This is a genomic window from Streptomyces sp. NPDC050997, assembly GCF_040660135.1.
In the GTDB taxonomy this organism is placed as follows: Bacteria; Actinomycetota; Actinomycetes; order Streptomycetales; family Streptomycetaceae; genus Streptomyces.
This window is the reverse complement of the sequence record NZ_JBFAGK010000013.1, coordinates 211,551-232,814: the sequence shown is the minus strand read 5'-3', so window position 1 is coordinate 232,814 and position 21,264 is coordinate 211,551. Positions and strand designations below refer to the sequence as shown.

Here is a 21,264-nt window from a genome sequence, read left to right as displayed (position 1 = left end):
GCGTACGCGCGGAGCGGGTCCGCGGTATGTCGGTAGGGGGCGGCGCAGGTACTACAGGACGATCCGTCCATCGCCGGAGAGGGTCACTCCTCGCGTAGCAGGAACCCCTGGGCGCCGGTCGGCGCGCAGGGGCGGAGGCGCAGCGAATACGCCTCCGCCACCAGATTAATCAAGACAGGGGCTTGTGCGGCAGGGTGGAAGGCCTCGAGTCAGCCCTGATCTTCGTCGGGGCGGGCTGTGGAGCGCGCTTCGGCGAGCGCTCGCAGGGCTCGGGCGTCCGCGATGGCGCGCTGCTTGGCGATGCCCGGCTGGATGCCGAGGGCGGGCAGGCTGGTGCCGTCGCTGAGGTTGAGGAACACCCAGGGATCGCCGGGGCGGAGGTTCACCTGGATGATCTCGGCCCAGGCCAGTCGGCGTCGGCCGGCGATGTTGACGACCGTGACACCGGACTCGTCGGCGACGACCTTCGGCCGGGACAGCAGGAACAGCACGCCGGCCAGGAGGGCCGCCGTGAAGACGAAGCTGAGGCGCTCGCCGGGGCTGAGCTGTTCGAGGAGCATCGCGACCGTCGTGATGACCACGAAGATCGCGACACCGGCGGTCAGCAGAACGGCACGGGTCCGGCTCGGCCGGAACGTGACGGGGAGCGGGGGCAGGTCCGACATGGTCTTCGGCTCTCGTACGGCTGTCAGAGGCGGCAGGCGTGGATGGCCGTCGTCAGGATGGCCCGGGCACCGATCTCGTACAGGTCGTCCATGATCCGCTGGGCTTCCTTGGAGGGGACCATCGCGCGGACGGCGACCCAGCCCTCGTTGTGCAGCGGGGAGACGGTCGGGGACTCGAGGCCGGGGGTGAGGGCGACGGCCTTCTCGAGCTGCTCGACCCGGCAGTCGTAGTCCATCATCACGTAGGTCCGGGCCACCAGGACGCCCTGGAGGCGGCGCAGGAACTGCTGGACCTTGGGCTCCTCCGCTTCGGCGCCGACGCGGTGGATGACGACCGCCTCGGACTTCATGATCGGGTCGCCGAAGACTTCGAGGCCCGCGTTGCGCAGCGAGGTGCCGGTCTCGACGACGTCCGCGATGACCTCGGCGACGCCCAGTTCGATCGCGGTCTCGACGGCCCCGTCGAGGTGGACGACGGAGGCGTCGATCCCGTTGTCGGCGAGGTGCTTGGCCACGATCCCCTCGTACGAGGTGGCCACCGTCATGCCGGCGAGGTCCGCGATGCCGCTCGCCGTGCCGGGCTTGCCGGCGAAGCGGAAGGTGGAGCGGGCGAAGCCGAGCGGGAGGATGACCTCCGCGTTGGCGCCCGAGTCGATCAGCAGGTCGCGGCCGGTGATGCCGATGTCGAGCTTGCCGGAGGAGACGTAGATCGCGATGTCGCGGGGGCGGAGGTAGAAGAACTCGACCTCGTTCGTCGGGTCGACGATCCGCAGTTCCTTGGACTCGCGGCGCTGCTGGTAGCCGGCCTCATGCAGCATCTCCGCCGCAGGTCCTGACAGGGAACCCTTGTTGGGGACGGCGATGCGCAGCATGAGATCGGCTTCCTTTGTTCGTCGTACGGCGGTTCGTGCGTACGGTGGTGGGTTCGGGTTACGGCTCAGAGGTGGGCGTAGACGTCGTCCAGCGAGATCCCGCGGGCGACCATCATCACCTGGACGTGGTAGAGCAGCTGCGAGATCTCCTCGGCGGCTGCCTCCTTGCCCTCGTACTCGGCGGCCATCCAGACCTCGGCGGCCTCTTCGACGACCTTCTTGCCGATTGCGTGGACACCCTTGCCGACCAGCTCTGCGGTGCGGGAGGTGGCGGGGTCGCCGTCGGCGGCCTTCTGCTGGAGCTCGGTGAAGAGCTCCTCGAACGTCTTATTGGACATGGTGGCGCTCACTTTACGCGTGTGCCGGGCGGCTCATCGCCACGGTTCGGATACTGAGCGGAGGGTGGCGGCCGTGGCCACGGCCGCCGTCACCGCCTCGTGGCCCTTGTCCTCGTTGGAGCCCTCGATACCCGCCCGGTCCAGGGCCTGTTCCTCGGTGTCGCAGGTGAGGACGCCGAAGCCGACGGGCACGCCGGTTTCGACGGCGACCTGGGTGAGGCCCTGGGTGACGCCCTGGCACACGTACTCGAAGTGGGGGGTGCCGCCGCGGATGACGACTCCGAGGGCGACGATCGCGTCGTAGCCGCGGCCCGCGAGGACCTTGGCGACGACCGGGAGTTCCCAGGTGCCGGGGACCCTCAGCAGGGTCGGCTCGTCGATTCCCAGGTCGTGCAGGGCACGCAGGGCGCCGTCCACCAGACCGTCCATCACCTTCTCGTGCCACTGTGCCGCGATGACGGCGACCCGCAGGTCTCCGACGTTGCGTACGGACAGTTCCGGTGCACCCTTGCCGCTCACTTGTCTCGCATCTCCTCGATGGTCTTTCTTACTGGTTGCCGCAGGTGGAGACAGGGGTCGTCTCCAGCCAGGGCAGGTCGTGCCCCATCCGGTCCCGCTTGGTGCGCAGGTAGCGGAGGTTGTGCTCGCCCGCCTGTACCGGCATCGGCTCGCGGCCGGTGACCTCGAGGCCGTGCCGGACGAGCGCGTCGATCTTGTCGGGGTTGTTGGTCATCAGGCGCAGGCTGCGGACGCCGAGGTCCCGGAGGATCTGCGCGCCGGCGCTGTAGTCCCGGGCGTCGGCGGGCAGGCCGAGTTCCAGGTTGGCGTCGAGGGTGTCGTGGCCCTGCTCCTGGAGCTCGTACGCGCGCAGCTTGGACAGCAGGCCGATGCCGCGCCCCTCGTGGCCGCGCAGATAGACCACCACTCCCCTGCCCTCGGCCTGGACGCGGTCCAGGGAGGCGTCCAGCTGGGGGCCGCAGTCGCAGCGCGCGGAGCCGAAGATGTCGCCGGTGAGGCATTCGGAGTGGACGCGGACGACGACGTCCTCGCCGTCGCCGATCTCGCCGTGCACCAGGGCGACGTGCTCCACGCCGTCGACGGTGGAGCGGTAGCCGTACGCCGTGAACTCGCCGTGGGCGGTGGGCAGCCGGGTCTCGGCCTCGCGGCGGACGGTGGGTTCGCTGGAGCGCCGGTAGGCGATCAGGTCCTCGATGGAGATGATCGTCAGGCCGTGCTTGCGGGCGAAGGGGACCAGTTCGGGCAGCCGCAGCATGCTGCCGTCCTCGCCGGCGATCTCGACGATGGCGCCCGCCGGGCGCAGGCCGGCGAGACGGGCGAGGTCGACGGCGGCCTCGGTGTGGCCGTTGCGGACGAGCACCCCGCCGGGCCTGGCGCGCAGCGGGAAGATGTGGCCGGGACGGACGAGGTCCGACGGCTGCGCCGTACCGCTCGCGAGGAGCTGAAGGGTGGCCGCACGGTCGGAGGCCGAGATCCCGGTGCTCACGCCGTGAGCGGGCGAGGCGTCCACGGAGACGGTGAACGCGGTTTTCATCGACTCGGTGTTGTCGTCGACCATCTGCGGGAGTTGGAGCCGGTCCAGTTCGTCGCCCTCCATGGGGGCGCAGATCAGGCCGCGGCACTCGCTCATCATGAAGGCGACGATGTCAGGGGTCACCTTCTCCGCGGCGATGACGAGGTCGCCCTCGTTCTCCCGGTCCTCGTCGTCGACGACCACGATCGGGCGGCCGGCCGCGATGTCCGCTACGGCCTGCTCGACCGGGTCGAGCGTGAAGTCCTCGAGGGCTTCGGTGCTGTACAGGATCGGTGGGACAAGGGGTGCGGCGCGAAGCGTCTCGATCAGGGTGGTGGTGGGTGACGGGCGGGCAGTCATGCCGGCGCTCCTTCCATGACGGGCTGCGTGGCCTTGCGGGAGCGCAGCCACCAGTCGCGCATGCCCCACAGGACGAGCGCGCCGTAGATGACGTAGACGAAGCCGGAGAAGGCGTAGCCGTTGGCGAAGTTCAGGGGGACGCCGACGAGGTCGACGAGGAGCCAGGCGAACCAGAACTCGACCATGCCGCGGGCCTGCGCGTACATGGCGACGACGGTGCCGACGAAGATGTAGGCGTCGGGCCAGGGGTCCCAGGACAGGGTCGGGTACGCCTTGAAGAGCAGGGCCACCGCGACCGTGCCGACGGCGGCGGCACCGACCATCGCCGCGCGCTCGCGCCAGGTGGCGAACCGCGGGGTGATGTGGCCGTCCCCGGACCCGTCCTTGCCGCGGTTCCACTGCCACCAGCCGTACAGGGCGACGACCATGACGACGGCCTGCTTGCCGGCGCTGCCGGTCAGATGGCCGAAGAAGGCGCCGAAGAGGATGAGGCCGGACAGGAACTGCACGGGCCAGCTCCAGATGGAGCGGCGCCAGCCGAGGGCGAGGCCGATCAGGCCGAAGATGTTCCCGACCATGTCCGACCAGAGGATGTGCTGGTCGAGGAGGACGAACGCCTCGGAGTTCAGCCAGTTCACCGGGTGCCCCCCTGACTGCCCATCAGCCGCTCCACGTACTTGGCGATGATGTCGACTTCGAGGTTGACCGGGTCGCCGGGCTGCTTGAGGCCGAGCGTGGTCAGGGCGAGGGTGGTGGGGATGAGGCTCACTGTGAAGTGGTCGGGGCCGGCGTCGACGACGGTGAGGCTGATGCCGTCGACCGTGATGGAGCCCTTCTCCACGACGTAGCGCGCGAGGTCCGCGGGGAGCTCGATCTTCACGAGCTCCCAGTTCTCGGACGGCTTGCGCTCCAGCACCCGACCGGTGCCGTCGACGTGCCCCTGCACGATGTGGCCGCCGAGGCGTGCGCCCACAGCGGTGGGGCGCTCCAGGTTGACGCGGGAGCCCACGGCGAGGACGCCCAGGCTGGAACGGTTCAGGGTCTCGGCCATCACATCGGCGGTGAACTCGTCGCCCTCGTGGTCGACGACGGTCAGACAGACACCGTTGACGGCGATGGAGTCGCCGTGCTTCGCGTCTTCCGTGACGACGGGGCCGCGCAGCCGAAAGCGTGAGGCGTCGCCGAGGTTCTCGACGGCGGTGATCTCACCCAGCTCTTCGACGATTCCGGTGAACACTTCCCGGGTCCTCCTGCCTCTTCGGGCACGGACTCCGGGGCTGTCGATGAACGACAAAATGCACGAACAGGAACACCGGGGGCGACGCCGAACAGGGCTCGTCTCATTGACGAACCAATACGGCGGCGCGCACGAATGCCCGCCCGCCGCGCACTGCCTCCCATCCGGACTTTAACCGTCGGTCCAGGAATTTCACCTGGTCAACCGGCCACTGGAAGTGACCGGGTCGCGGACTGTAACCGCCGGTTCGGACTTTCACCGACCCCGGAGTGCGCTGCTTTTGGTACACGGTCAGTGTGCCACGCTCGATCGACGGCCATACGAGTGAACGGTGTGGGGTGGCTCACAGGGAGCGTCCATGGACTTCTCGCGCGGTCCGTCGGCCCTGCCCCGCGCGCCGGCGCACCCCCCTTGACCTGAACTGGTCCACCTCTCTTGACGTATTGGTCTAGTCCTTTTTAGGGTCGGCCTGCGCGGACACCCGCAGAGACGGGCCCGGTGGCGGTGACGACGGCCCTTGCCCGCCGCCGGGTCTCCCCTCCCCGGCGGGGATCGAACCGGGCGGAACCTTCGCGACGGGGCCGGAACGCACGAACGCGCTGCTCGCAGAGTGGCGGCACCGGCACACTCGGTCGGCTCGCCACCGAGCGACTGCGCCCGGGTGGGCACGAGGTGCGGGTGCTCAGCCGGCACCCGGACACCCAGCCCGGCTCACCCCAGGAACAGGGCCCGGCCCAGGCAATCCCTGCGCGGCCTCAGCTCGTCCTCCGCGGCGCGAACAGGTCGTCCTGCGCCCGGTCGCGGGCCGTGAGCAGCGCCCCGCGCAACACTGCTCCCCCGCCCAGCGCGCTGGACCGCACCTCCGTGGGCAGGGGGGACAGTCGGGCCAGGCGGTGCTGGACCCGCCGGGCAAGGGTGTCGCCGCCCGCGCGGCCGATCTCGCCGGCCAGCACCACGCAGCCCGGGTCCAGGACGGAGATGACGGCGGCGGCGCCGAGGGCGACACGGTCGGCGAGGACGTCGAGGAAACGGTCGGCGGCGAGGTCCGGAGGAGTGCGCGAGGCTACGGGGCCGTCCTCGGCGCGGGGTTCGCGACGCCCGCCGTCCACTGCCACCCGCGCCACCGCCGTCCGAACCAGCGCGGCCGCGTACGGCTCGTGCGCCGCCGCCGTCGCCGTCACGCCGTGCTCCGCCGCCAGGGCGGCGATCGCCCCGGCCGCCGCGAGGGAGTGGAAGCCCCCTTCGCAGCCGGTCGCCGACGGGAGTCCGGTCGCCCCCGGCACCGGCAGGAAGCCGATCTCGCCCGCGCCGCCGGAGGCGCCCCGGCGCAGCGTCCCGTCGAGGACCAACGCGGCCCCGATGCCCATGCCGAGCCACAGCAGCACGAAGGTGTCCCGGTCGCGTGCGGCACCGTCGCGCTGCTCGGCGAGGGCGGCGAGGTTGGTCTCGTTCTCGACGCTGAACCGGGCCTCCGGGAGCCGCTCCTGCAGGGCCGCCACCAGGCGCCGGTGCCAGGCGGGCAGCGCGGAGGAGTCGCGGAGTTCACCGCTGGCGGGGTCGATCAGCCCGGGCGCGCCGATGCCGACGGTGTGCAGCCGGTCCGCCCCGGCCTCCTTCACCACCCGCTCGACCAGGGTGACCGCCTGCTCCACCGCGGGCCCGGTGCCGGTGTCGTCGCCGATCGGCACGGACGCCTCGGCGAGCACCTGCCCGAGCAGGTCGGACACGACCACCGCGACGCCCTCGGTACGGACGTCCAGGGCGGCCAGGTGGGCGCGGTCGGCGACGATGCCGTACAGCTTGGCGTTGGGCCCGCGTCGCTGCTCGCCCGACTCCCCGACCACCTCGATCAGTCCGGACGCCGTGAGACGCTCGACGAGGTCGGCGACGCTCGGCCGGGACAGGCCGGTGAGCTGCTTCAGCCGCCCTGCCGTCAGCGAGCCCTTCTCCTGGAGCAGGCGCAGGGCGAGCCGGTCGTTGATGGCCCGGGCGGTGCTCGGGGATGCGGGCATGCCGGGATCCTTCCAGATCGGCGGGCCGCGCGGCGGGCGGCCGGTAACCCGCTATATATCAGGCAGGGTTCCTGATAGTTTACGGCAGCGCGGGCGGGGACCCGGAAACCTGGAGGGGCCGGAGAATGAGCGAAGTGGTCTACAACCGACGCGAGGTGCGGCGGGCCCGGTACGCCCTGGCCGCCGTGTTCGCTGTGCACGGTGCCGTCACCGGCTCGTTCGCGACCCGCGTGCCGTGGATCCAGGAGCACGCCTCGGTCGGTGCGGGCCAGCTGGGGCTCGCCCTGGCCTTCCCCGCGCTCGGCGCGTCCGTGGCGATGCCGCTCGCGGGCCGCATCAGTCACCGCTTCGGCGCACGGAACGCCCTGCGCGGCCTGATCGCCCTGTGGACGCTGTCGCTGATCCTGCCGTCCCTCGCCCCGAACCTGCCGGCGCTGTGTCTGGCGCTGTTCACCTTCGGCGCCTCGGCGGGCATGGCGGACGTGGCGATAAACGCGCTCGGCGTCGAGATCGAGAACCAGTTGGGGCGGTCGATCATGTCCGGCCTGCACGGTCTGTGGAGCGCGGGCGCCCTGGTCGGTTCGGCGGCGGGCACACTCGCCGCACATCTGGGTTCGGACGCCCGGCTGCACCACGCACTGGCCGCCGCCGTCCTGACCGTGCTGGGTGTGATCGCGTGCACCTGGGTTCTCGACATCCAGCCAGCCGAGGACGAGGAGCCGCCGCCCCGGTTCGCGCTGCCCCCGAAGTCGGCGCTGCTGATCGGCGCGGTCGGGTTCTGCGCGGTGTTCGCCGAGGGCGCCAGCCTGGACTGGTCGGCGGTCTATCTGCGCGACCGGCTGGACAGTTCGGCGGGGCTGGCGGCCGCCTGCACCACGGGCTTCACGTTCACCATGGCGATCGCCCGGATCGTCGGCGACAAGGTGGTGGACCGGTTCGGCTCGGTGCGCACGGTCCGGGTGGGCGGAGTACTGGCCGCCCTGGGCGGGCTGCTGGTCGTGGTGGCCGGCCATCCGGCGGTGGCCATGGCGGGGTTCGCGCTGATGGGGTTGGGCATCGCCGTCGTCGTACCGCTGTGCTTCGCCGCGGCGGGTCGCAGCGGCGCGAATCCCAGCCTGGCCATCGCGGGCGTCGCGACCATCACGTACACCTCGGGTCTGGTCGCGCCGAGCGCCATCGGCGGCCTCGCCCAGGCCACCAGTCTGACGGTGTCCTTCGTCCTGGTGACGGTACTGGCATGCGGGCTGGTCGCCTTCGCGGGCGTGCTGCGCGCGGGCGACCGGGACCGTCCGAAGCTGAGTGCCGAGGCCACGGTGGCTCCGAGCCCCCGGCCCTGAACGGATCGTCCCTGGTGGGAGGGCCTTCCCCACCCTGAGTGGACGCTCGGAGTCCCTTTTTCCTTTTCCCTGGACAATGAGCGGGGCACCCGCCCCCGAACCACAGGCACGACGAAAGCGATACCGCACCATGGATCTTGGCGTCCGCTGGAAACTGCACGGCGACGGACGCACGCCGGCACCGGGAGCAGTGGTCCGCCCCGACGAACGGCTGTCCTGGCCCCGCACGTTCGGGCTCGGCGCCCAGCACGTGGTGGCCATGTTCGGTGCGTCGTTCGTCGCGCCCGTCCTGATGGGCCTGGATCCCAACCTCGCGATCATGATGTCCGGCGTCGCGACCGTGATCTTCCTGCTCGCCACCCGCGGCCGGGTTCCCAGCTACCTGGGCTGCTCGCTCTCCTTCGTGGGCGTCGCCGCGGTCATCCGGGCGCAGGGCGGGACGAGTGCCACGGTGACCGGGGCGGTCCTGGTCGTCGGCGTCGCGCTGTTCCTGGTCGGTGTCGCCGTGCAGCGGTTCGGGGCGCGGATCATCCACGCGACGATGCCGCCGATCGTCACCGGCGCGGTGGTGATGCTGATCGGCTTCAACCTGGCGCCCGTCACGGCCTCCACGTACTGGCCGCAGGACCAGTGGACGGCCCTGCTGGTCATGCTGTTCACCGGTCTGGCCGTGGTGTGTCTGCGTGGTTTCTGGTCCCGGATCGCGATCTTCCTGGGCCTGGTCTTCGGCTACGGCGTCTCCTGGGCCTTCGACCGGATATTCGGGCGGATCCACTCGGTGGACGCGAGCGGCAAGCTCACCGACCACTGGCGGCTCGACCTGTCCGCCGTCGGCCAGGCCGACTGGGTCGGGCTGCCGTCCTTCCACGGGCCGTCCTTCGAGTGGTCGGCGATCCTGGTCGCGCTGCCCGTGGTCATCGCCCTGGTCGCCGAGAACGCCGGGCATGTCAAGGCGGTCGGCGAGATGACCGGCGACTCGCTGGACGACAGGCTCGGTACGGCGATCTCCGCCGACGGCATCGGCTCCGTGCTCTCCACCGCGGTCGGCGGCCCGCCCAACACGACCTACTCCGAGAACATCGGCGTGATGGCCGCGACCCGCGTCTACTCGACGGCCGCGTACTGGGCCGCCGCCGGCTTCGCCCTCCTGTTCGGCCTGTGCCCGAAGTTCGGGGCGGTGGTGGCCGCGATCCCGGGCGGTGTCCTCGGCGGCATCACCGTCATCCTGTACGGCATGATCGGCCTGCTCGGCGCCCAGATCTGGCTCAACGCCGAGGTGGACCTGCGCAATCCGCTCAACCTGGTGCCGGCCGCGGCGGGCATCATCATCGGAGTCGGCGACGTGACGATGAAGTTCACCGACACCTTCTCGCTGAGCGGCATCGCGCTGGGCACGCTCGTCGTGATCACCGGCTACCACGCGCTGCGGGCGTTCGCGCCGGCCCATCTCAAGACGGGCCGGCCGCTGCTGGACGAGGGCACCAGTTCCTACGACGAGGAGGGTCAGCGCGCCAACTCGTAGGCGTAGGACGGCGAGAACGTCCCGGGCGAGCCCTTGCAGCCGTCCGACTCCCCCGGCAGTTTCACCCACAGGAAGGCGTCGATCCGGGCTTCCCCGGTGCTGAGCGTGGGCGCCCGGCCGATCTTGCGGCCGGACGGGTCGCACCACTCGCCGTCCGCCGGGGCGCCGTTGCCGTTGCGGCTGGTGTCGATGACGGCGCCCAGGCCGGCCGGGCCGCCCAGCGCGTCGAGGACTCGTCGGTCGTAGGCGATCTCGTCGGACGTGCGGTGGAAGTTGGAGACATTGCTGAAGACACCGTCGGAGGACGCGGCCGAGGCGGCTCCGGCCTGCCTGAGCCAACCCGCCTGTTTCGTGGCCGAGTTCCAGCCGGAGTGACCGGCGTCGTAGTAGACGCGTGCCCTGGAGTTGGCGGCCTTGAGGACCCGGCCCGCACGGGCCAACGAGGCGAAGCGGCGGGACCGTTCGCCCGAGGAGAGGCAGTCGGCCTGGGCGACCGAGTCCGGATCCAGGATGACGACGACCTCGCCGGAGCCCAGCCCGGCGGCGAAGGCGTCGATCCAGGCGTCGTAGGCGTCGAGGTCGGGCGCCCCGCCCTCGGAGGCGCCGCCGCAGTCGCGGCCCGGGATCGCGTACGCCACGACCACCGGGACCCGGCCCTGGGCGACACCGCCCGATGTGACCGCGCGGACCCGGGAGGTGATGGTCGACGGCGTGAAGTCGGCGAACCAGAGGGCCGCGGGCTGGTCGGCTATCCGGGACTCGATGACCGCCTGCCGGGGGTCCGCGCCGTTGGCGCGCACCCAGTCGAGCACCTGGGACTCGGGGTGGCGGTAGAGCCGGGTGGACACGAAGGCGGTCAGGTCCTGCTCCTTCTGCTCCGTCCTCGTGGGCGTCGGCGTGGCGCTCGGCTTCTTCTTCGGGGACGGCGAGGCGGAGGCGCCCTGGCGCGGGCTCGGAGAGGCGGACGGCGTCGGTACGGCGGGCAGTGGTGCCAGGTAGGGCGTGCTGGTCACCTCGGGCTTCGCCTCGTCGGAGCCGCGCCGGTCGTCGAGGGCGGTCAGCATCCCGGACGCGGTGCCGACCGCGACGACGACGGATGCCGCGGCGACCATCACACCCCGTCGCGCGGTCCGTTCGCGCGCGGCCCGGTGCGCGGCCGGGCGCCTGGCACGCAAGCCTGACACGGTTGCGCTCCCCCTCCCCCAGGGCGGGCGCGCGTTCCCCCGTTCTGGGGAAGCGCCGGGCCCGCCGGTACCCGGGTCACCCTAAAGCTGCCACCCTGCCCCCATGGTGCAATGCGAACAATTCACCACCCCTGTGGACGCGGTCATCTCCCGTATGCGCGCGCTCGACGCGACGCTGCCGGCGGCCGACGGCGTCGCCGTCTTCAACCGTGTCTACCTCGCCGTCACGGAGGCGGTCGACCGGCGTATCGACGGCGGGCAGTTCGAGGACGCGCGGGCCGCGATCACGCTGGACGTGCGGTTCGCTGAGCGCTACCTGGCCGCCGTCGAGACAGTGACCGACGAGCGGCGTCCGCCCGCCTGTTGGCGGCCCCTGTTCCAGATGCGCCGTCATCCCGGCGTACAACCATTGCAGTTCGCGCTCGCGGGCATCAACGCGCACGTCGGCCACGATCTGGCGCTCGCCGTCGTGGACACCTGTCGTACGCTCGGCTGCGAACCCGCCGAGGTGGAGGACGAGTTCGACCGCGTGGGCGATCTCCTCGTCTCGCTGGAGGAGAGCATCCGCGAAGAGCTGATGCCGGGCCCCGACCTCCTCCAGATCGCCGACCCGCTCACCCACCTGCTCGGCTCATGGAGCCTGGAGCGGGCCCGGGACGCGACCTGGACCGCGGCCCGGGCCCTGTGGGCGCTGCGTGGACTCCCCGATGTCGCCGGGGAGTTCACCGAACGGCTGGACGCGGCGGTCGGCCTCGCGGGGCGCATGCTGCTCACCCCACTGCCCGACCGGTGACAGGTCCTGGACCTCCAGGACCTCCAGGACCTTCTAGTCCCTCTAGTCCTTCTAGTCCCTCTAGTCCTTCTAGTCCTCCGGCAGTTCGACCGGCGCGATCTCGTCGTACAGGTCTCCCGGACCCGGGTTCGTCGCGTCGGTCGCCCCTCCGAAGTGGTGCATGACGCCCCACACCGCGTTGAGCGCGGTCTGCACCGCCCCCTCGGCCCAGCCGGCCGTCCAGGAGATGTCGTCGCCGGCGAGGAAGATGCCCCGCTTGTCCTCGGGCAGCCGGTCCTGCATGAAGTGGGTGAACAGGCGCCGCTGATAGCGGTAGTGACCGGGCAGGTTGGCCTTGAAAGCGCCCATGAAGTAGGGCTCGTTCTCCCAGGACACGGTCACCGGGCTGCCGATGACGTGCTTCCTGATGTCGACGTTCGGGTAGATCTCGCCGAGCGACTTCAGCATGACCTCCATCCGCTCGTTCGCCGACAGCGGCAGCCACTTCAGGCTGTCGTCGCACCAGGTGTACGACAGGCAGATGACGGCCGGCTTGTCGGGGCCGTCGTCGAGGAGGTAGGTCCCGCGCGTCATCCGGTCGGTGAGGGTCATCGACATGACGTCCCGGCCGGTCGGGTTTCCCCTGTCGTCGACGGCCTTGTCCAGCCAGAACGGCCGGTCGACGGGCACGAAGAGCTTGGACGACTCCATGTAGTGGGTGCGCTCGATCGCGGTCCAGTGGTCGATCGGGAAGAGCGAGTCGTCGCAGGCGATCTTCGACAGCAGCATCCAGGACTGGGCGGTGAAGATCGCCGTCCGGTAGGTGCGGATGTCGCCGTCCGCGTCGGTGACGGTGATCCGGTCGCCCGCGGTGCGGTGCAGCCGGGTCACGGCCGGGCGGGGCTCACCGTTCACATGCAGGCCGGCGAGCGAGGTCCCGTACGGCCAGTGGACGATCTTCTCCGGCTCGCGCTCCCACAGGCGCACCGGCAGCTGCTGGGAGCCGCCGACGATGCCGCGGTGGTGGTCGTCGGCCTCGGTGTAGACGACGCGCAGGATCTCCAGGATGGAGTTGGGGAAGTCGGTGTCCCAGCCGCCGGTTCCGAAGCCGACCTGGCCGAAGATCTCGCGGTGCCGGAAGGATTTGAAGGCCTCGGAGTCGCAGAGGAAGCCGTAGAAGGTCTGGTTGTCGAGCTTCTCGACGAGCTTCGCCCAGATCTCCCGGATGCGCGGCACGTCCCGCTCCCGCAGGGCGCGGTTCATGTCGGAGAAGTCGGCACCCTCTTCGAGGCAGCTGTTCCAGGCCGCGGCGACGTCCCGGTAGACCTGGGGCAGGTCGTCGACCGTCTCGGCGTAGTGGGACTCGCCCTTGAGGTCGACGACGGTCGAAGGAGTCACCTCCGCCAGGGGGTTGGGGAAGGGCCGGGTCGTCAGGCCCACCAGGTCGATGTAGTGCTGGAGGGCCGTGGAGGACGGCGGGAAGCGCATCGCGCCCATCTCGGCGGTGAGCGACGGGTCGCATCCGTCGAAACCGACGGTCCGCAGCCGGCCGCCGATCCGGTCGGCCTCGTAGACGACGGGCTTGAGGCCCATCTTCATCAGTTCGTACGCGGCCACGATGCCGGACAGTCCGCCCCCGATGACGGCGACCTCGGTGCCGTGCTCGGTCGCCGGTATCTGACCGAGGCCCGCCGGGTGGGCGAGGAAGTCGTCGTACGCGTACGGGAAGTCCGGGCCGAACATGGTGATCGGCGGCTGCTGCTCGTCTGCGTGCTCGACGGCGTTGGGCACGGTGGACGTCATGGGGTACGGACTCCTTGCGCGGGGGTGGTTCGGGGGAAGGCTCGGGGTCAGACGAGCGACCCGTACAGACCGGGGCGGCGGTCCTTCAGGTACGGGTTGGCCTCGCGGGAGGCGGCGAGGAAGGCGGGGTCCACGTCCGCGAGGAGCAGTTCGTCGGCGCGGCCGGCCCGGGTGCGGGCGACCCCGTCGGGTCCGGCGAGGGTGGAGAGCCCGACGAACTCGAACTCCCCTTCCTGACCGACCCGGTTGACGTACGCGACGTACATCTGGTTCTCGAAGGCACGCACCGGCACGACCGACTCGGCGACGAACTGGAACGGGTGCATCTGCGCGGTCGGCACCAGGAGGAGGTCGGTGCCGGCGAGGGCGTGGGCTCGGACGTTCTCCGGGAACTCCACGTCGTAGCAGACCATCAGGCCGACGCGGAGCCCGTTCAGCTCGGCCTGTACGACTGGCTGGGCGCCCGGCGTGAAGTGGTCGCGTTCGAAGCAGCCGAAGAGGTGGGTCTTGCGATAGTTGGCCAGTCGGGTGCCGTCGGCGGCGATCAGCTGGACGGAGTTGAAGACGGCCTCGCCGGCCCGCTCGGGGTAGCCGTAGGCGATGGCGAGGCCGTGCCGGCCGGCGAGCTCGGCGATCGCGTCCGCCGCGTCACCGTCGGCGGGCTCGGCGAGGCGGCCGATGTCGTCGCCGATCGCGTACCCGGTGAGGAACATCTCCGGCGCTGCCAGCAGTCCGGCGCCCGCGGCGGCGGCCCGGCCCGCGGCCTCGTCGAGAACCTTGAGGTTCGCGGCGATCGAGCCGGGGCGGCCGGAGCTCTGGAGCAGGGCGGTGCGCATGCGTGTTCCTCACCGGGCGGAAGGGTGTTGTGGGGGCCACCTGAACGGTACGGGCGGCGGGCCCGACCCGACAAGAAGCAGCCGTTGCGCGCCCGTGCGCCGATCGTTGCGCGCTCCGTTCGAACAGCGACGATTCGTTGCGTGCCCGGGGGAACCGCCGCCCGGGCGGGCCCCGACCCGAGCCGACACCTCCGCCCGGGCCAACTCCCCGCGCTGGCGGGCCCCTGCCGGGGGCGACCTCCACCCGGGCGCCAGCCCCCGCCCAAGCCGAGACCCCACCCGACCGGGCCCCCTCCCGAGCCAGCCCACGCCCCAAGCCGAACCTGCGCGAGCTGGCCTCTGCCCCGGGCAACCCCCGCCCGAGCGGCCCCGGCCCAAACCACCCCCGCGCGAGCTGCCCTCTGCCCCGGGCGACCTCCACCCGGGCGCCAGCCCCCGCCCAAGCCGAGACCTCCACCCGGGCGGGCCCCCGCCCGAGCCAACCCACGCCCCAAGCCGAACCTGCGCGAGCTGGCCTCTGCCCCGGGCAACCCCCGCCCGAGCGGCCCCGGCCCAAGCCACCCCCGCGCGAGCTGCCCTCTGACGGGGCCACCTCCACCCGAGCGGGCCCACGCCCAAGCCACCCCCCGCGCGAGCGGACCCCGCCCAGGGCCACCTCCGCCCGAGCGGCCCCGCCCCGGGCACGCCACGTCGGCGGCGCCTCGGTGTGCGTTACGCTCCGCCGCCCCGCTGGCCGACCGCCCGGTCACGTCACCGGTCGGGCCACCCGCCTGCCTCGGCAGTCCGTGTGCCCTTCGCCGGTATCCGTGTGCCCCTCGTCAGCAGCAGGCCCGTGGCCAGGTACGGCACGGCGAAGAGCGCGAACACGGTGCTGTGGGAGGCGTTTTGGGAGAGGGTCGCGTACGCGCCGTAGACGACGATCGTGGCCAGTTCGGTGCCCAGGCTCGCGACCGAGGTCAGGGTGGCCCGCCCGGTGTCCTCGATGCGGTGCTGGAGGCGAACGTCGGCGAGCACGGTCGCCAGCTGGAAACCGCCGAAGGCGAGGGCCACCAGGACGAGGCCGACCGGTGTCCGCCCACCCGCGCCCACGGCCAGGGCGAGCGCGGCGCCCCCGAGCAGCCGGCCGAGCCCGCGGCTGCCGAGGCGCTCGGCGGGACCGGCCAGCAGGCTCCCGGCCGTGGCGCCCGCCCAGATCAGCAGGAGCAGATACGGGACCATCCGGTCCGGTACGCCGGTGTCCCGCACCAGCAGCGGGGTGTACTCGTCGAGCGCGCCCCACACGGCACCGACGGCCGGGACGAGCAGCAGAGCCCGGCGCAGCGCCCGGTCGGAACGGGCCGCGGCGAGTCCGTCCCGCAGGGTCGCGGCCCAGCTGTCACCGCCGGTTCCCGGTGTCCGGTGCTCCGGGAACCGGGAACCGGTCACCGCGGCGAGCAGACAGGCAAGGACACTCGCGGCGCCGACCGCCAGGTAGCCGCCGAACGCGAACACGGGACCGGCGGCCGCCATCGAAGCCATCACCGCCAGCAGTCCCGCGGCCCTGGCCCGCCCCATGACGCGGGCGTACCGGTCGGCCGCGCCCAGCCGGCCCAGTTCCTCGTACATCAGGGCCTCCAGCGCGCCGGAGCCGAGCGCGCCGCGCACACCCCACAGAACGAAGCCGACGGCGAAGGCCCAGTAGGACGGGGCCAGGACCCACAGGGCGAAGCCGACCGAGGTGAGCAGCGGGCCGAGCCACAGCAGCAGCCGGCGCGAGACCGCGTCGGCCCAGGCGCCGGAGGGGACCTCCAGCAGGACGCCGGTGAGGGACCACAGGGCGAACAGGGAGGAGATCTGCCAGATCGACAGACCGGTGTCGGCGAACAGCAGCGCGTACACCGGGTAGAGCAGGACGAAGTCGTCGAGGAACGCGTAGCCGTACAGCGTGGCCGTGAGCCGCCGGACACCGGTGACGGGCACACGAGCAGGTGAGAGTGTCATGAGGCCTTCCCGCAGGGGCGAATCGGACGCTTGAGGTGCGGCGTCCGAGGTGGCCCTCGGGAGGCACGGCTGGTGGATCAATGTCGCCAGGTCATGACACCGATGGTAGTCGGGGTCGTGCGTACGGCCGAGTGAATTGCCCGTCGGCATCCCGTCGGCCCGTCTGCCCGCCACGGCTACGGTGGGCATGTCATCAGCTGCGCACCGGGGAGGACGTATGGAGATCGCCCTGCTACCGCACGTGGACGAGCACACGACGGTCGTCGCGGCGGAGCCCGCCGCCGTCTGGCGAGGCATCGGTGACGTCCTGGACCGGTCCTTCGCGAGCGTCAGGTCGGCCCGCTACGCGCGCCTGCTCGGCTGCGCCGACCGTACGGTGTCCGGACCGCGGCCGGTGGCCGAGGGCTCCACGTTCCAGGGGCTCCGCGTGGCCGCCGCGCGCCCGGGCCGGGAGCTGGTACTGGTCGGGCGCCACCGCTTCTCGACGTACGCCCTGGTCTTCCGCCTCGACGAGGCCGGGCCGGGGCGGACCCGGCTGCGGGCCGAGACCCGGGCGAGGTTCCCCGGCCCGGTCGGCGGCCTCTACCGGCTCCTCGTCATCGGCACGGGCGGGCACGCGGTCGCCGTACGGCGGCTGCTCTCGGCCGTCCGGCGCGGCGCCGAGTAGAGCGGCTCAGGTCGGCGAGCCCGACGAGAAGCGGCGCAGCAGCGGCGACAGCACCAGCACGGACTTGGTCCGCTCCACGAACGGCTCCCCCGCGATCCGCTCCAGGACCCGCTCGAAGTGCCGCATGTCGGAGGCGAAGACCTGGACGATCGCGTCCGCGTCACCGGTGACGGTCGACGCGGCCACGACCTCCTGGTAGCGCTCCAGGCCTCGCTGGATGGTCTCCGGCGAGGTGTTGCGGCGGCAGTGGATCTCGACGAACCCCTCGGTCTTCCAGCCGAGCGCCGCCGGGTCCACCCGGACGGTGAAGCCGGTGATGGCCCCGGTCGCGCGCAGCCGGTCGACCCGCCGTTTCACCGCGGGCGCGGAGAGGCCGACCAACTGGCCGATGTCCGAGTAAGAGCGGCGTGCGTCCTCGGCGAGGGCGTGGACGATGCGTTCGTCGAGATCGTTCAGCACTGCGGGCGGTTCACTTCGTTTCGAGCGGGGCGAGACGGGAGCGGCGATGGCCGTACCCGAAGTAGACCACGAGCCCGACGGCCATCCAGACGCCGAAGACGACCCAGGTGACGGCGGACAGGCTGCCCATCATCCAGACGCACAGGGCGAGGCCCAGGGCCGGCAGTACGGGCGACAGCGGCACCCGGAAGGTACGGGGCATGTCGGGACGGGTGCGGCGCAGCACGACCACGGCCACGTTGACCAGCGCGAAGGCGAACAGCGTGCCGATGCTGGTGGCGTCGGCGAGCTGGCCCAGCGGAACGGCGGCGGCGAGGACACCGCAGAACAGGGACACGATCAGGGTGTTGGCGCGGGGTGTGCCGGTCTTGGGGTGGACGCGGGCGAACACCTTGGGCACCAGGCCGTCCCGGGACATCGCGAAGAGGATGCGGGTCTGGCCGTACAGGACGGTCAGGACGACGCTCGCGATGGCGATGACCGCGCAGAACGCGAGCAGGGTGCCCCAGAAGCCCTGCCCGGTGACCTCGCGCATGATCTGGGCGAGCGCGGCCTCGGAGTCGGTGAACTGCCGCCAGGGCTTCGCGCCGACGGCGACGGCGGCGACCAGGACGTACAGGGCGGTCACGACGACCAGCGAGAGCATGATCGCGCGGGGCAGGTCACGCTGCGCGTTCTTCGCCTCCTCGCCGGCGGTGGAGGCGGCGTCGAAGCCGATGTACGAGAAGAAGAGCGTGGCGCCCGCGGCGCTGACGCCGGCCATGCCGAGCGGCATGAAGTTGTCGTAGTTGCCCGAGCGGAAGCCCTGGATGCCGATGGCGCAGAACAGCACCAGCGCGGCGATCTTCACGGTGACCATGACGGTGTTGGCGCGGGCGGACTCGCGGGCGCCGCCCAGCAGAAAGGCCATCGCCAGCAGGACGACGATCAGTGCGGGCAGGTTGAAGACGCCGCCGTCGCCGGGCGGGGCGGACAGCGCGTCGGGGATGGTGACGCCGATCGTCCCGTCGAGCAGCTCGTTCAGGTACTCGCCCCAGCCGACGGCCACGGCGGCGACCGAGACGCCGTACTCCAGGACCAGACACCAGCCGCACACCCAGGCGATCAGTTCGCCCATCGTTGCGTATGCGTACGAGTACGAGGACCCGGCGACCGGGATGGTGCCCGCCAGTTCGGCGTAGGACAGCGCCGAGAACAGCGCGGTGAGACCCGCGATCACGAACGAGAGGGTGACGGCCGGGCCGGCCTTGGGAACGGCCTCGCCGAGGACGACGAAGATGCCGGTGCCGAGGGTGGCACCGATGCTGATCATGGTCAGCTGCCACAGTCCGAGGGAGCGGCGCAGACTGCCGCCCTCGCCCTGGCCGCCCTCCGCGACCAGGGTTTCCACCGGCTTTCGGCGCATGAGACGCGCACCGAGCCCGGGGGACGAGGGGCCTGTACGGCCACGCTTGTGCGGGGGTGCGCCTTGGTCGAGCACGCGCTGACTCCTTTGTCGCTGCCTCTCGGTGCGACGGGAACCGATGGGGCACCCCTGACAGCAGGGACCCACCGAGCGGGGTCCCCGCCACGCCATGTACAGGGCATGACCCTATGGGATGGCGTTGCCTGTGTAATGTGGCAACTTTGCGCACCCCTGCAAGATCGTTGCGTTCATCGGGGCTGGGCGGATGTTCGTTGCGCGGGGGCTTCAGACCGTTGTGCCGGGGCCGTACGGAAGGGAGCCGCTCAGCCCCAGCTGGCGTGCAGGGGCTTGCCCTCGGCGTAGCCGGCGGCGCTCTGGATGCCGACGACGGCCTTCTCGGAGAACTCCTCCAGGGAGTTGGCGCCCGCGTAGGTGCAGGAGGAGCGGACGCCGGCGATGATCGAGTCGATCAGGTCCTCGACGCCCGGCCGGTCCGGGTCGAGGTACATCCGGGAGGTGGAGATGCCCTCCTCGAACAGTGCCTTGCGGGCCCGGTCGTACCCCGACTCCTCGGACGTGCGGTTGGCCACGGCACGCGCGGACGCCATGCCGAACGACTCCTTGTAGAAGCGGCCGTCGGCGTCCTGCTGGAGGTCGCCCGGGGACTCGTAGGTGCCCGCGAACCAGGACCCGATCATCACGTTGGACGCACCGGCCGCGAGCGCCATGGCGACATCGCGCGGGTGCCGGACACCGCCGTCCGCCCACACGTGCTTGCCGTACTTCCGCGCCTCGGCGGCGCACTCCAGGACCGCCGAGAACTGCGGCCGGCCGACTCCGGTCATCATGCGGGTGGTGCACATGGCGCCGGGGCCCACGCCCACCTTGATGATGTCGGCGCCCGCCTCGACCAGGTCCCGGACGCCCTCCGCGGCGACGATGTTGCCCGCGACGATCGGCACCCGCGGGTCGAGGTCGCGCACCAGCTTGATCGCGCTGATCATCGACTCCTGGTGGCCGTGCGCCGTGTCGATGACGAGCGTGTCGACGCCCGCGTCGAGCAGTTCCTCGGCCTTGCCCGCGACATCGCCGTTGATGCCGACGGCGGCGGCGATGCGCAGCCCGCCCCGCGCGTCCACGGCCGGGGTGTAGAGCGTGGCGCGCAGGGCGCCCCTGCGGGTGAGGATGCCGGCGAGGCGGCCGTCCTGGTCCACGGCGGGCGCGTAGCGGCGGTTGGCCGCGTCCAGCCGGTTGAAGGCCTCGCCCGGGTCGATGTCCGCGTCGAGCAGCAACAGGTCCTTGGACATGACCACTTCGAGCTGGGTGAAGCGGTCCACACCGCTCAGGTCCCGGTCGGTGACGACGCCTATCGGCCGCCGGTCCTCGTCGACGACCACACCGGCGTTGTGCGCGCGCTTGGGCAGCAGGGACAGCGCGTCGGCGACGGTCTGGTGCGGGGCCAGCTCGATCGGCGTGTCCAGGACGTGGTGGCGGCTCTTCACCCAGGAGACGACCTCGGCGACGACCTCGATCGGGATGTCCTGCGGGATGACCACCAGACCGCCGCGCCGGGCGACCGTCTCGGCCATGCGGCGCCCGGCGATGGCGGTCATGTTGGCGACGACCAGAGGGATCGTGGTGCCCGTGCCGTCCGGGGCGCGGAGATCCACGCCCTGCCGCGAGCCGACCGCGCTGCGGCTCGGCACCATGAACACGTCGTCGTACGTCAGGTCGTACGGGGGCTGGATGTCGTTGAGGAAACGCACGTGCTGCACATCCCAGTCGATCAGAGGTGGCCCCCGGACAGGTCAGCCAGGGGGAAGAGCACGTACCTCATTGTCCCATGTCGACTGGAAAACGATGCCCGGTCGAATCGTCCAGGCAGGTCACAGGGCCTTCAGGAGGAACCTCCAAGGGCGAGCGCCACGGAGAGCGCGGGCGTCCGGTCCGCCGCCTCGGCGAACACCTCCCGGGCGGTCCGCCACTCGTCGGGCCGCGCGTTCGCGTACGGCTGCCAGTTCCGTACGACGATCAGCAGCCCCTTCTCGACGGCTTCCCCGGGCCAGACGGTGTGGTCGCAGAGGCTGTCGGCCAGCGCGTCCCAGTTGCGGCCGAACCAGTCGGGCAGTTCCAGGGCCCGGGCGCAGCGGTCCATCAGGCCCGGCTTGTCCGTGACCCCGTCGAGGTCCAGCGTGACCACGCGTTCCGTCATCTCGGTACCGCCCTGAACGAGTCGTAGTGATCATCGGTGTGGTGGAGCACGCAGGGGGGCGGCCGTGGCGGC

The 21,264-nt window shown here is 71.4% G+C and carries 20 protein-coding genes and 1 riboswitch; of the genes, 4 read left to right on the top strand and 16 right to left on the bottom strand.

Annotation, left to right across the window (positions count from 1 at the left end):
* Positions 1–209: 209 nt before the first annotated feature.
* The 8 genes from AB0H86_RS28115 to AB0H86_RS28080 form a co-directional block, all read right to left on the bottom strand.
* A complete protein-coding gene (locus AB0H86_RS28115) occupies positions 210–665 on the bottom strand; it encodes a PH domain-containing protein (RefSeq protein ID WP_362444457.1) in 456 nt (151 codons plus the stop codon).
* A gap of 23 nt (positions 666–688) precedes the next feature.
* Entirely contained in the window at positions 689–1,537 is an 849-nt protein-coding gene (hisG, locus tag AB0H86_RS28110) for an ATP phosphoribosyltransferase (RefSeq protein ID WP_362444454.1), read from the bottom strand.
* A gap of 65 nt (positions 1,538–1,602) precedes the next feature.
* A complete protein-coding gene (locus AB0H86_RS28105; RefSeq protein ID WP_362444451.1) occupies positions 1,603–1,875 on the bottom strand; it encodes a phosphoribosyl-ATP diphosphatase in 273 nt (90 codons plus the stop codon).
* A gap of 33 nt (positions 1,876–1,908) precedes the next feature.
* Positions 1,909–2,394: a 6,7-dimethyl-8-ribityllumazine synthase gene (gene ribH / locus AB0H86_RS28100; protein WP_362444448.1), complete on the bottom strand. Its 486-nt coding sequence runs from the start codon at positions 2,392–2,394 to the stop codon at positions 1,909–1,911.
* Between the two features lie 28 nt (positions 2,395–2,422).
* Complete coding sequence (locus AB0H86_RS28095) at positions 2,423–3,766, bottom strand: bifunctional 3,4-dihydroxy-2-butanone-4-phosphate synthase/GTP cyclohydrolase II (RefSeq protein ID WP_362444445.1); 1,344 nt, start codon at positions 3,764–3,766, stop codon at positions 2,423–2,425.
* A complete protein-coding gene (locus AB0H86_RS28090; RefSeq protein WP_362444442.1) occupies positions 3,763–4,404 on the bottom strand; it encodes a nicotinamide mononucleotide transporter family protein in 642 nt (213 codons plus the stop codon). The genes AB0H86_RS28095 and AB0H86_RS28090 overlap by 4 nt, the downstream gene beginning before the upstream one ends.
* On the bottom strand, positions 4,401–5,003 hold the full coding sequence (locus AB0H86_RS28085) for a riboflavin synthase (RefSeq protein WP_362444440.1): 603 nt from the start codon (positions 5,001–5,003) through the stop codon (positions 4,401–4,403). Before AB0H86_RS28085 ends, AB0H86_RS28090 begins: the two co-directional genes overlap by 4 nt.
* A 146-nt stretch (positions 5,004–5,149) precedes the next feature.
* Positions 5,150–5,280, bottom strand: a riboswitch (FMN riboswitch).
* A gap of 478 nt (positions 5,281–5,758) precedes the next feature.
* Positions 5,759–7,015 carry an ROK family transcriptional regulator gene (locus tag AB0H86_RS28080; protein WP_362444437.1) on the bottom strand — a complete coding sequence of 419 codons (1,257 nt, stop codon included), beginning with the start codon at positions 7,013–7,015 and terminating at the stop codon, positions 5,759–5,761.
* A 125-nt stretch (positions 7,016–7,140) separates the two neighbouring features.
* On the opposite strand from AB0H86_RS28080, the gene AB0H86_RS28075 reads away from it, so the two are divergent.
* Entirely contained in the window at positions 7,141–8,352 is a 1,212-nt protein-coding gene (locus AB0H86_RS28075; protein WP_362444434.1) for an MFS transporter, read from the top strand.
* A gap of 130 nt (positions 8,353–8,482) precedes the next feature.
* On the top strand, positions 8,483–9,874 hold the full coding sequence (locus AB0H86_RS28070; protein WP_362444431.1) for a solute carrier family 23 protein: 1,392 nt from the start codon (positions 8,483–8,485) through the stop codon (positions 9,872–9,874).
* On the opposite strand, the gene AB0H86_RS28065 is transcribed toward AB0H86_RS28070, so the two are convergent.
* Complete coding sequence (locus AB0H86_RS28065) at positions 9,856–10,986, bottom strand: glycoside hydrolase family 6 protein (protein ID WP_362444505.1); 1,131 nt, start codon at positions 10,984–10,986, stop codon at positions 9,856–9,858. The two genes, AB0H86_RS28070 and AB0H86_RS28065, sit on opposite strands and share 19 nt — an antisense overlap.
* A gap of 175 nt (positions 10,987–11,161) precedes the next feature.
* Between AB0H86_RS28065 and AB0H86_RS28060 the strand changes: the two genes are divergently transcribed.
* Positions 11,162–11,851 (top strand): DUF5995 family protein, encoded by a 690-nt coding sequence (locus tag AB0H86_RS28060; RefSeq protein WP_362444429.1) that lies wholly within the window; start codon positions 11,162–11,164, stop codon positions 11,849–11,851.
* A 69-nt stretch (positions 11,852–11,920) separates the two neighbouring features.
* Here the strand turns inward: AB0H86_RS28060 and AB0H86_RS28055 are convergent, their stop codons facing one another.
* The 3 genes from AB0H86_RS28055 to AB0H86_RS28045 form a co-directional block, all read right to left on the bottom strand.
* Positions 11,921–13,633 (bottom strand): NAD(P)/FAD-dependent oxidoreductase, encoded by a 1,713-nt coding sequence (locus AB0H86_RS28055; protein WP_362444426.1) that lies wholly within the window; start codon positions 13,631–13,633, stop codon positions 11,921–11,923.
* 47 nt (positions 13,634–13,680) lie between these two features.
* The gene (locus tag AB0H86_RS28050) at positions 13,681–14,469 is read right to left on the bottom strand and encodes a carbon-nitrogen hydrolase family protein (RefSeq protein ID WP_362444423.1); all 789 of its coding nucleotides are present in this window, start codon (positions 14,467–14,469) and stop codon (positions 13,681–13,683) included.
* Between the two features lie 750 nt (positions 14,470–15,219).
* Positions 15,220–16,449: an MFS transporter gene (locus AB0H86_RS28045; protein ID WP_362444420.1), complete on the bottom strand. Its 1,230-nt coding sequence runs from the start codon at positions 16,447–16,449 to the stop codon at positions 15,220–15,222.
* A gap of 217 nt (positions 16,450–16,666) precedes the next feature.
* Here AB0H86_RS28045 and AB0H86_RS28040 point away from each other — a divergent pair, with 217 nt between their 5' ends.
* The gene (locus tag AB0H86_RS28040) at positions 16,667–17,116 is read left to right on the top strand and encodes a hypothetical protein (protein ID WP_362444417.1); all 450 of its coding nucleotides are present in this window, start codon (positions 16,667–16,669) and stop codon (positions 17,114–17,116) included.
* A gap of 6 nt (positions 17,117–17,122) precedes the next feature.
* Here the strand turns inward: AB0H86_RS28040 and AB0H86_RS28035 are convergent, their stop codons facing one another.
* From AB0H86_RS28035 to AB0H86_RS28020, 4 genes are all read right to left on the bottom strand, one after another.
* Positions 17,123–17,575 carry an Lrp/AsnC family transcriptional regulator gene (locus tag AB0H86_RS28035; RefSeq protein ID WP_362444415.1) on the bottom strand — a complete coding sequence of 151 codons (453 nt, stop codon included), beginning with the start codon at positions 17,573–17,575 and terminating at the stop codon, positions 17,123–17,125.
* A 10-nt stretch (positions 17,576–17,585) separates the two neighbouring features.
* Positions 17,586–19,055 carry an amino acid permease gene (locus AB0H86_RS28030; RefSeq protein WP_362444412.1) on the bottom strand — a complete coding sequence of 490 codons (1,470 nt, stop codon included), beginning with the start codon at positions 19,053–19,055 and terminating at the stop codon, positions 17,586–17,588.
* Between the two features lie 248 nt (positions 19,056–19,303).
* A complete protein-coding gene (locus tag AB0H86_RS28025) occupies positions 19,304–20,746 on the bottom strand; it encodes a GuaB1 family IMP dehydrogenase-related protein (protein ID WP_362444502.1) in 1,443 nt (480 codons plus the stop codon).
* 131 nt (positions 20,747–20,877) lie between these two features.
* Positions 20,878–21,192, bottom strand: coding sequence for a barstar family protein (locus AB0H86_RS28020; protein WP_362444409.1), 315 nt, complete (start codon positions 21,190–21,192; stop codon positions 20,878–20,880).
* Positions 21,193–21,264 lie beyond the last annotated feature (72 nt).

Excerpts from the sequence above, each read along its gene's own strand:
- AB0H86_RS28115 (WP_362444457.1), bottom strand. The coding sequence starts at position 665 with ATGTCGGACCTGCCCCCGCTCCCCGTCACGTTCCGGCCGAGCCGGACC.
- hisG (WP_362444454.1), bottom strand. The coding sequence starts at position 1,537 with ATGCTGCGCATCGCCGTCCCCAACAAGGGTTCCCTGTCAGGACCTGCG.
- AB0H86_RS28105 (WP_362444451.1), bottom strand. The coding sequence starts at position 1,875 with ATGTCCAATAAGACGTTCGAGGAGCTCTTCACCGAGCTCCAGCAGAAG.
- AB0H86_RS28095 (WP_362444445.1), bottom strand. The coding sequence starts at position 3,766 with ATGACTGCCCGCCCGTCACCCACCACCACCCTGATCGAGACGCTTCGC.
- AB0H86_RS28080 (WP_362444437.1), bottom strand. The coding sequence starts at position 7,015 with ATGCCCGCATCCCCGAGCACCGCCCGGGCCATCAACGACCGGCTCGCC.
- AB0H86_RS28075 (WP_362444434.1), top strand. The coding sequence starts at position 7,141 with ATGAGCGAAGTGGTCTACAACCGACGCGAGGTGCGGCGGGCCCGGTAC.
- AB0H86_RS28070 (WP_362444431.1), top strand. The coding sequence starts at position 8,483 with ATGGATCTTGGCGTCCGCTGGAAACTGCACGGCGACGGACGCACGCCG.
- AB0H86_RS28065 (WP_362444505.1), bottom strand. The coding sequence starts at position 10,986 with ATGGTCGCCGCGGCATCCGTCGTCGTCGCGGTCGGCACCGCGTCCGGG.
- AB0H86_RS28060 (WP_362444429.1), top strand. The coding sequence starts at position 11,162 with ATGGTGCAATGCGAACAATTCACCACCCCTGTGGACGCGGTCATCTCC.
- AB0H86_RS28055 (WP_362444426.1), bottom strand. The coding sequence starts at position 13,633 with ATGACGTCCACCGTGCCCAACGCCGTCGAGCACGCAGACGAGCAGCAG.
- AB0H86_RS28050 (WP_362444423.1), bottom strand. The coding sequence starts at position 14,469 with ATGCGCACCGCCCTGCTCCAGAGCTCCGGCCGCCCCGGCTCGATCGCC.
- AB0H86_RS28045 (WP_362444420.1), bottom strand. The coding sequence starts at position 16,449 with ATGACACTCTCACCTGCTCGTGTGCCCGTCACCGGTGTCCGGCGGCTC.
- AB0H86_RS28040 (WP_362444417.1), top strand. The coding sequence starts at position 16,667 with ATGGAGATCGCCCTGCTACCGCACGTGGACGAGCACACGACGGTCGTC.
- AB0H86_RS28020 (WP_362444409.1), bottom strand. The coding sequence starts at position 21,192 with ATGACGGAACGCGTGGTCACGCTGGACCTCGACGGGGTCACGGACAAG.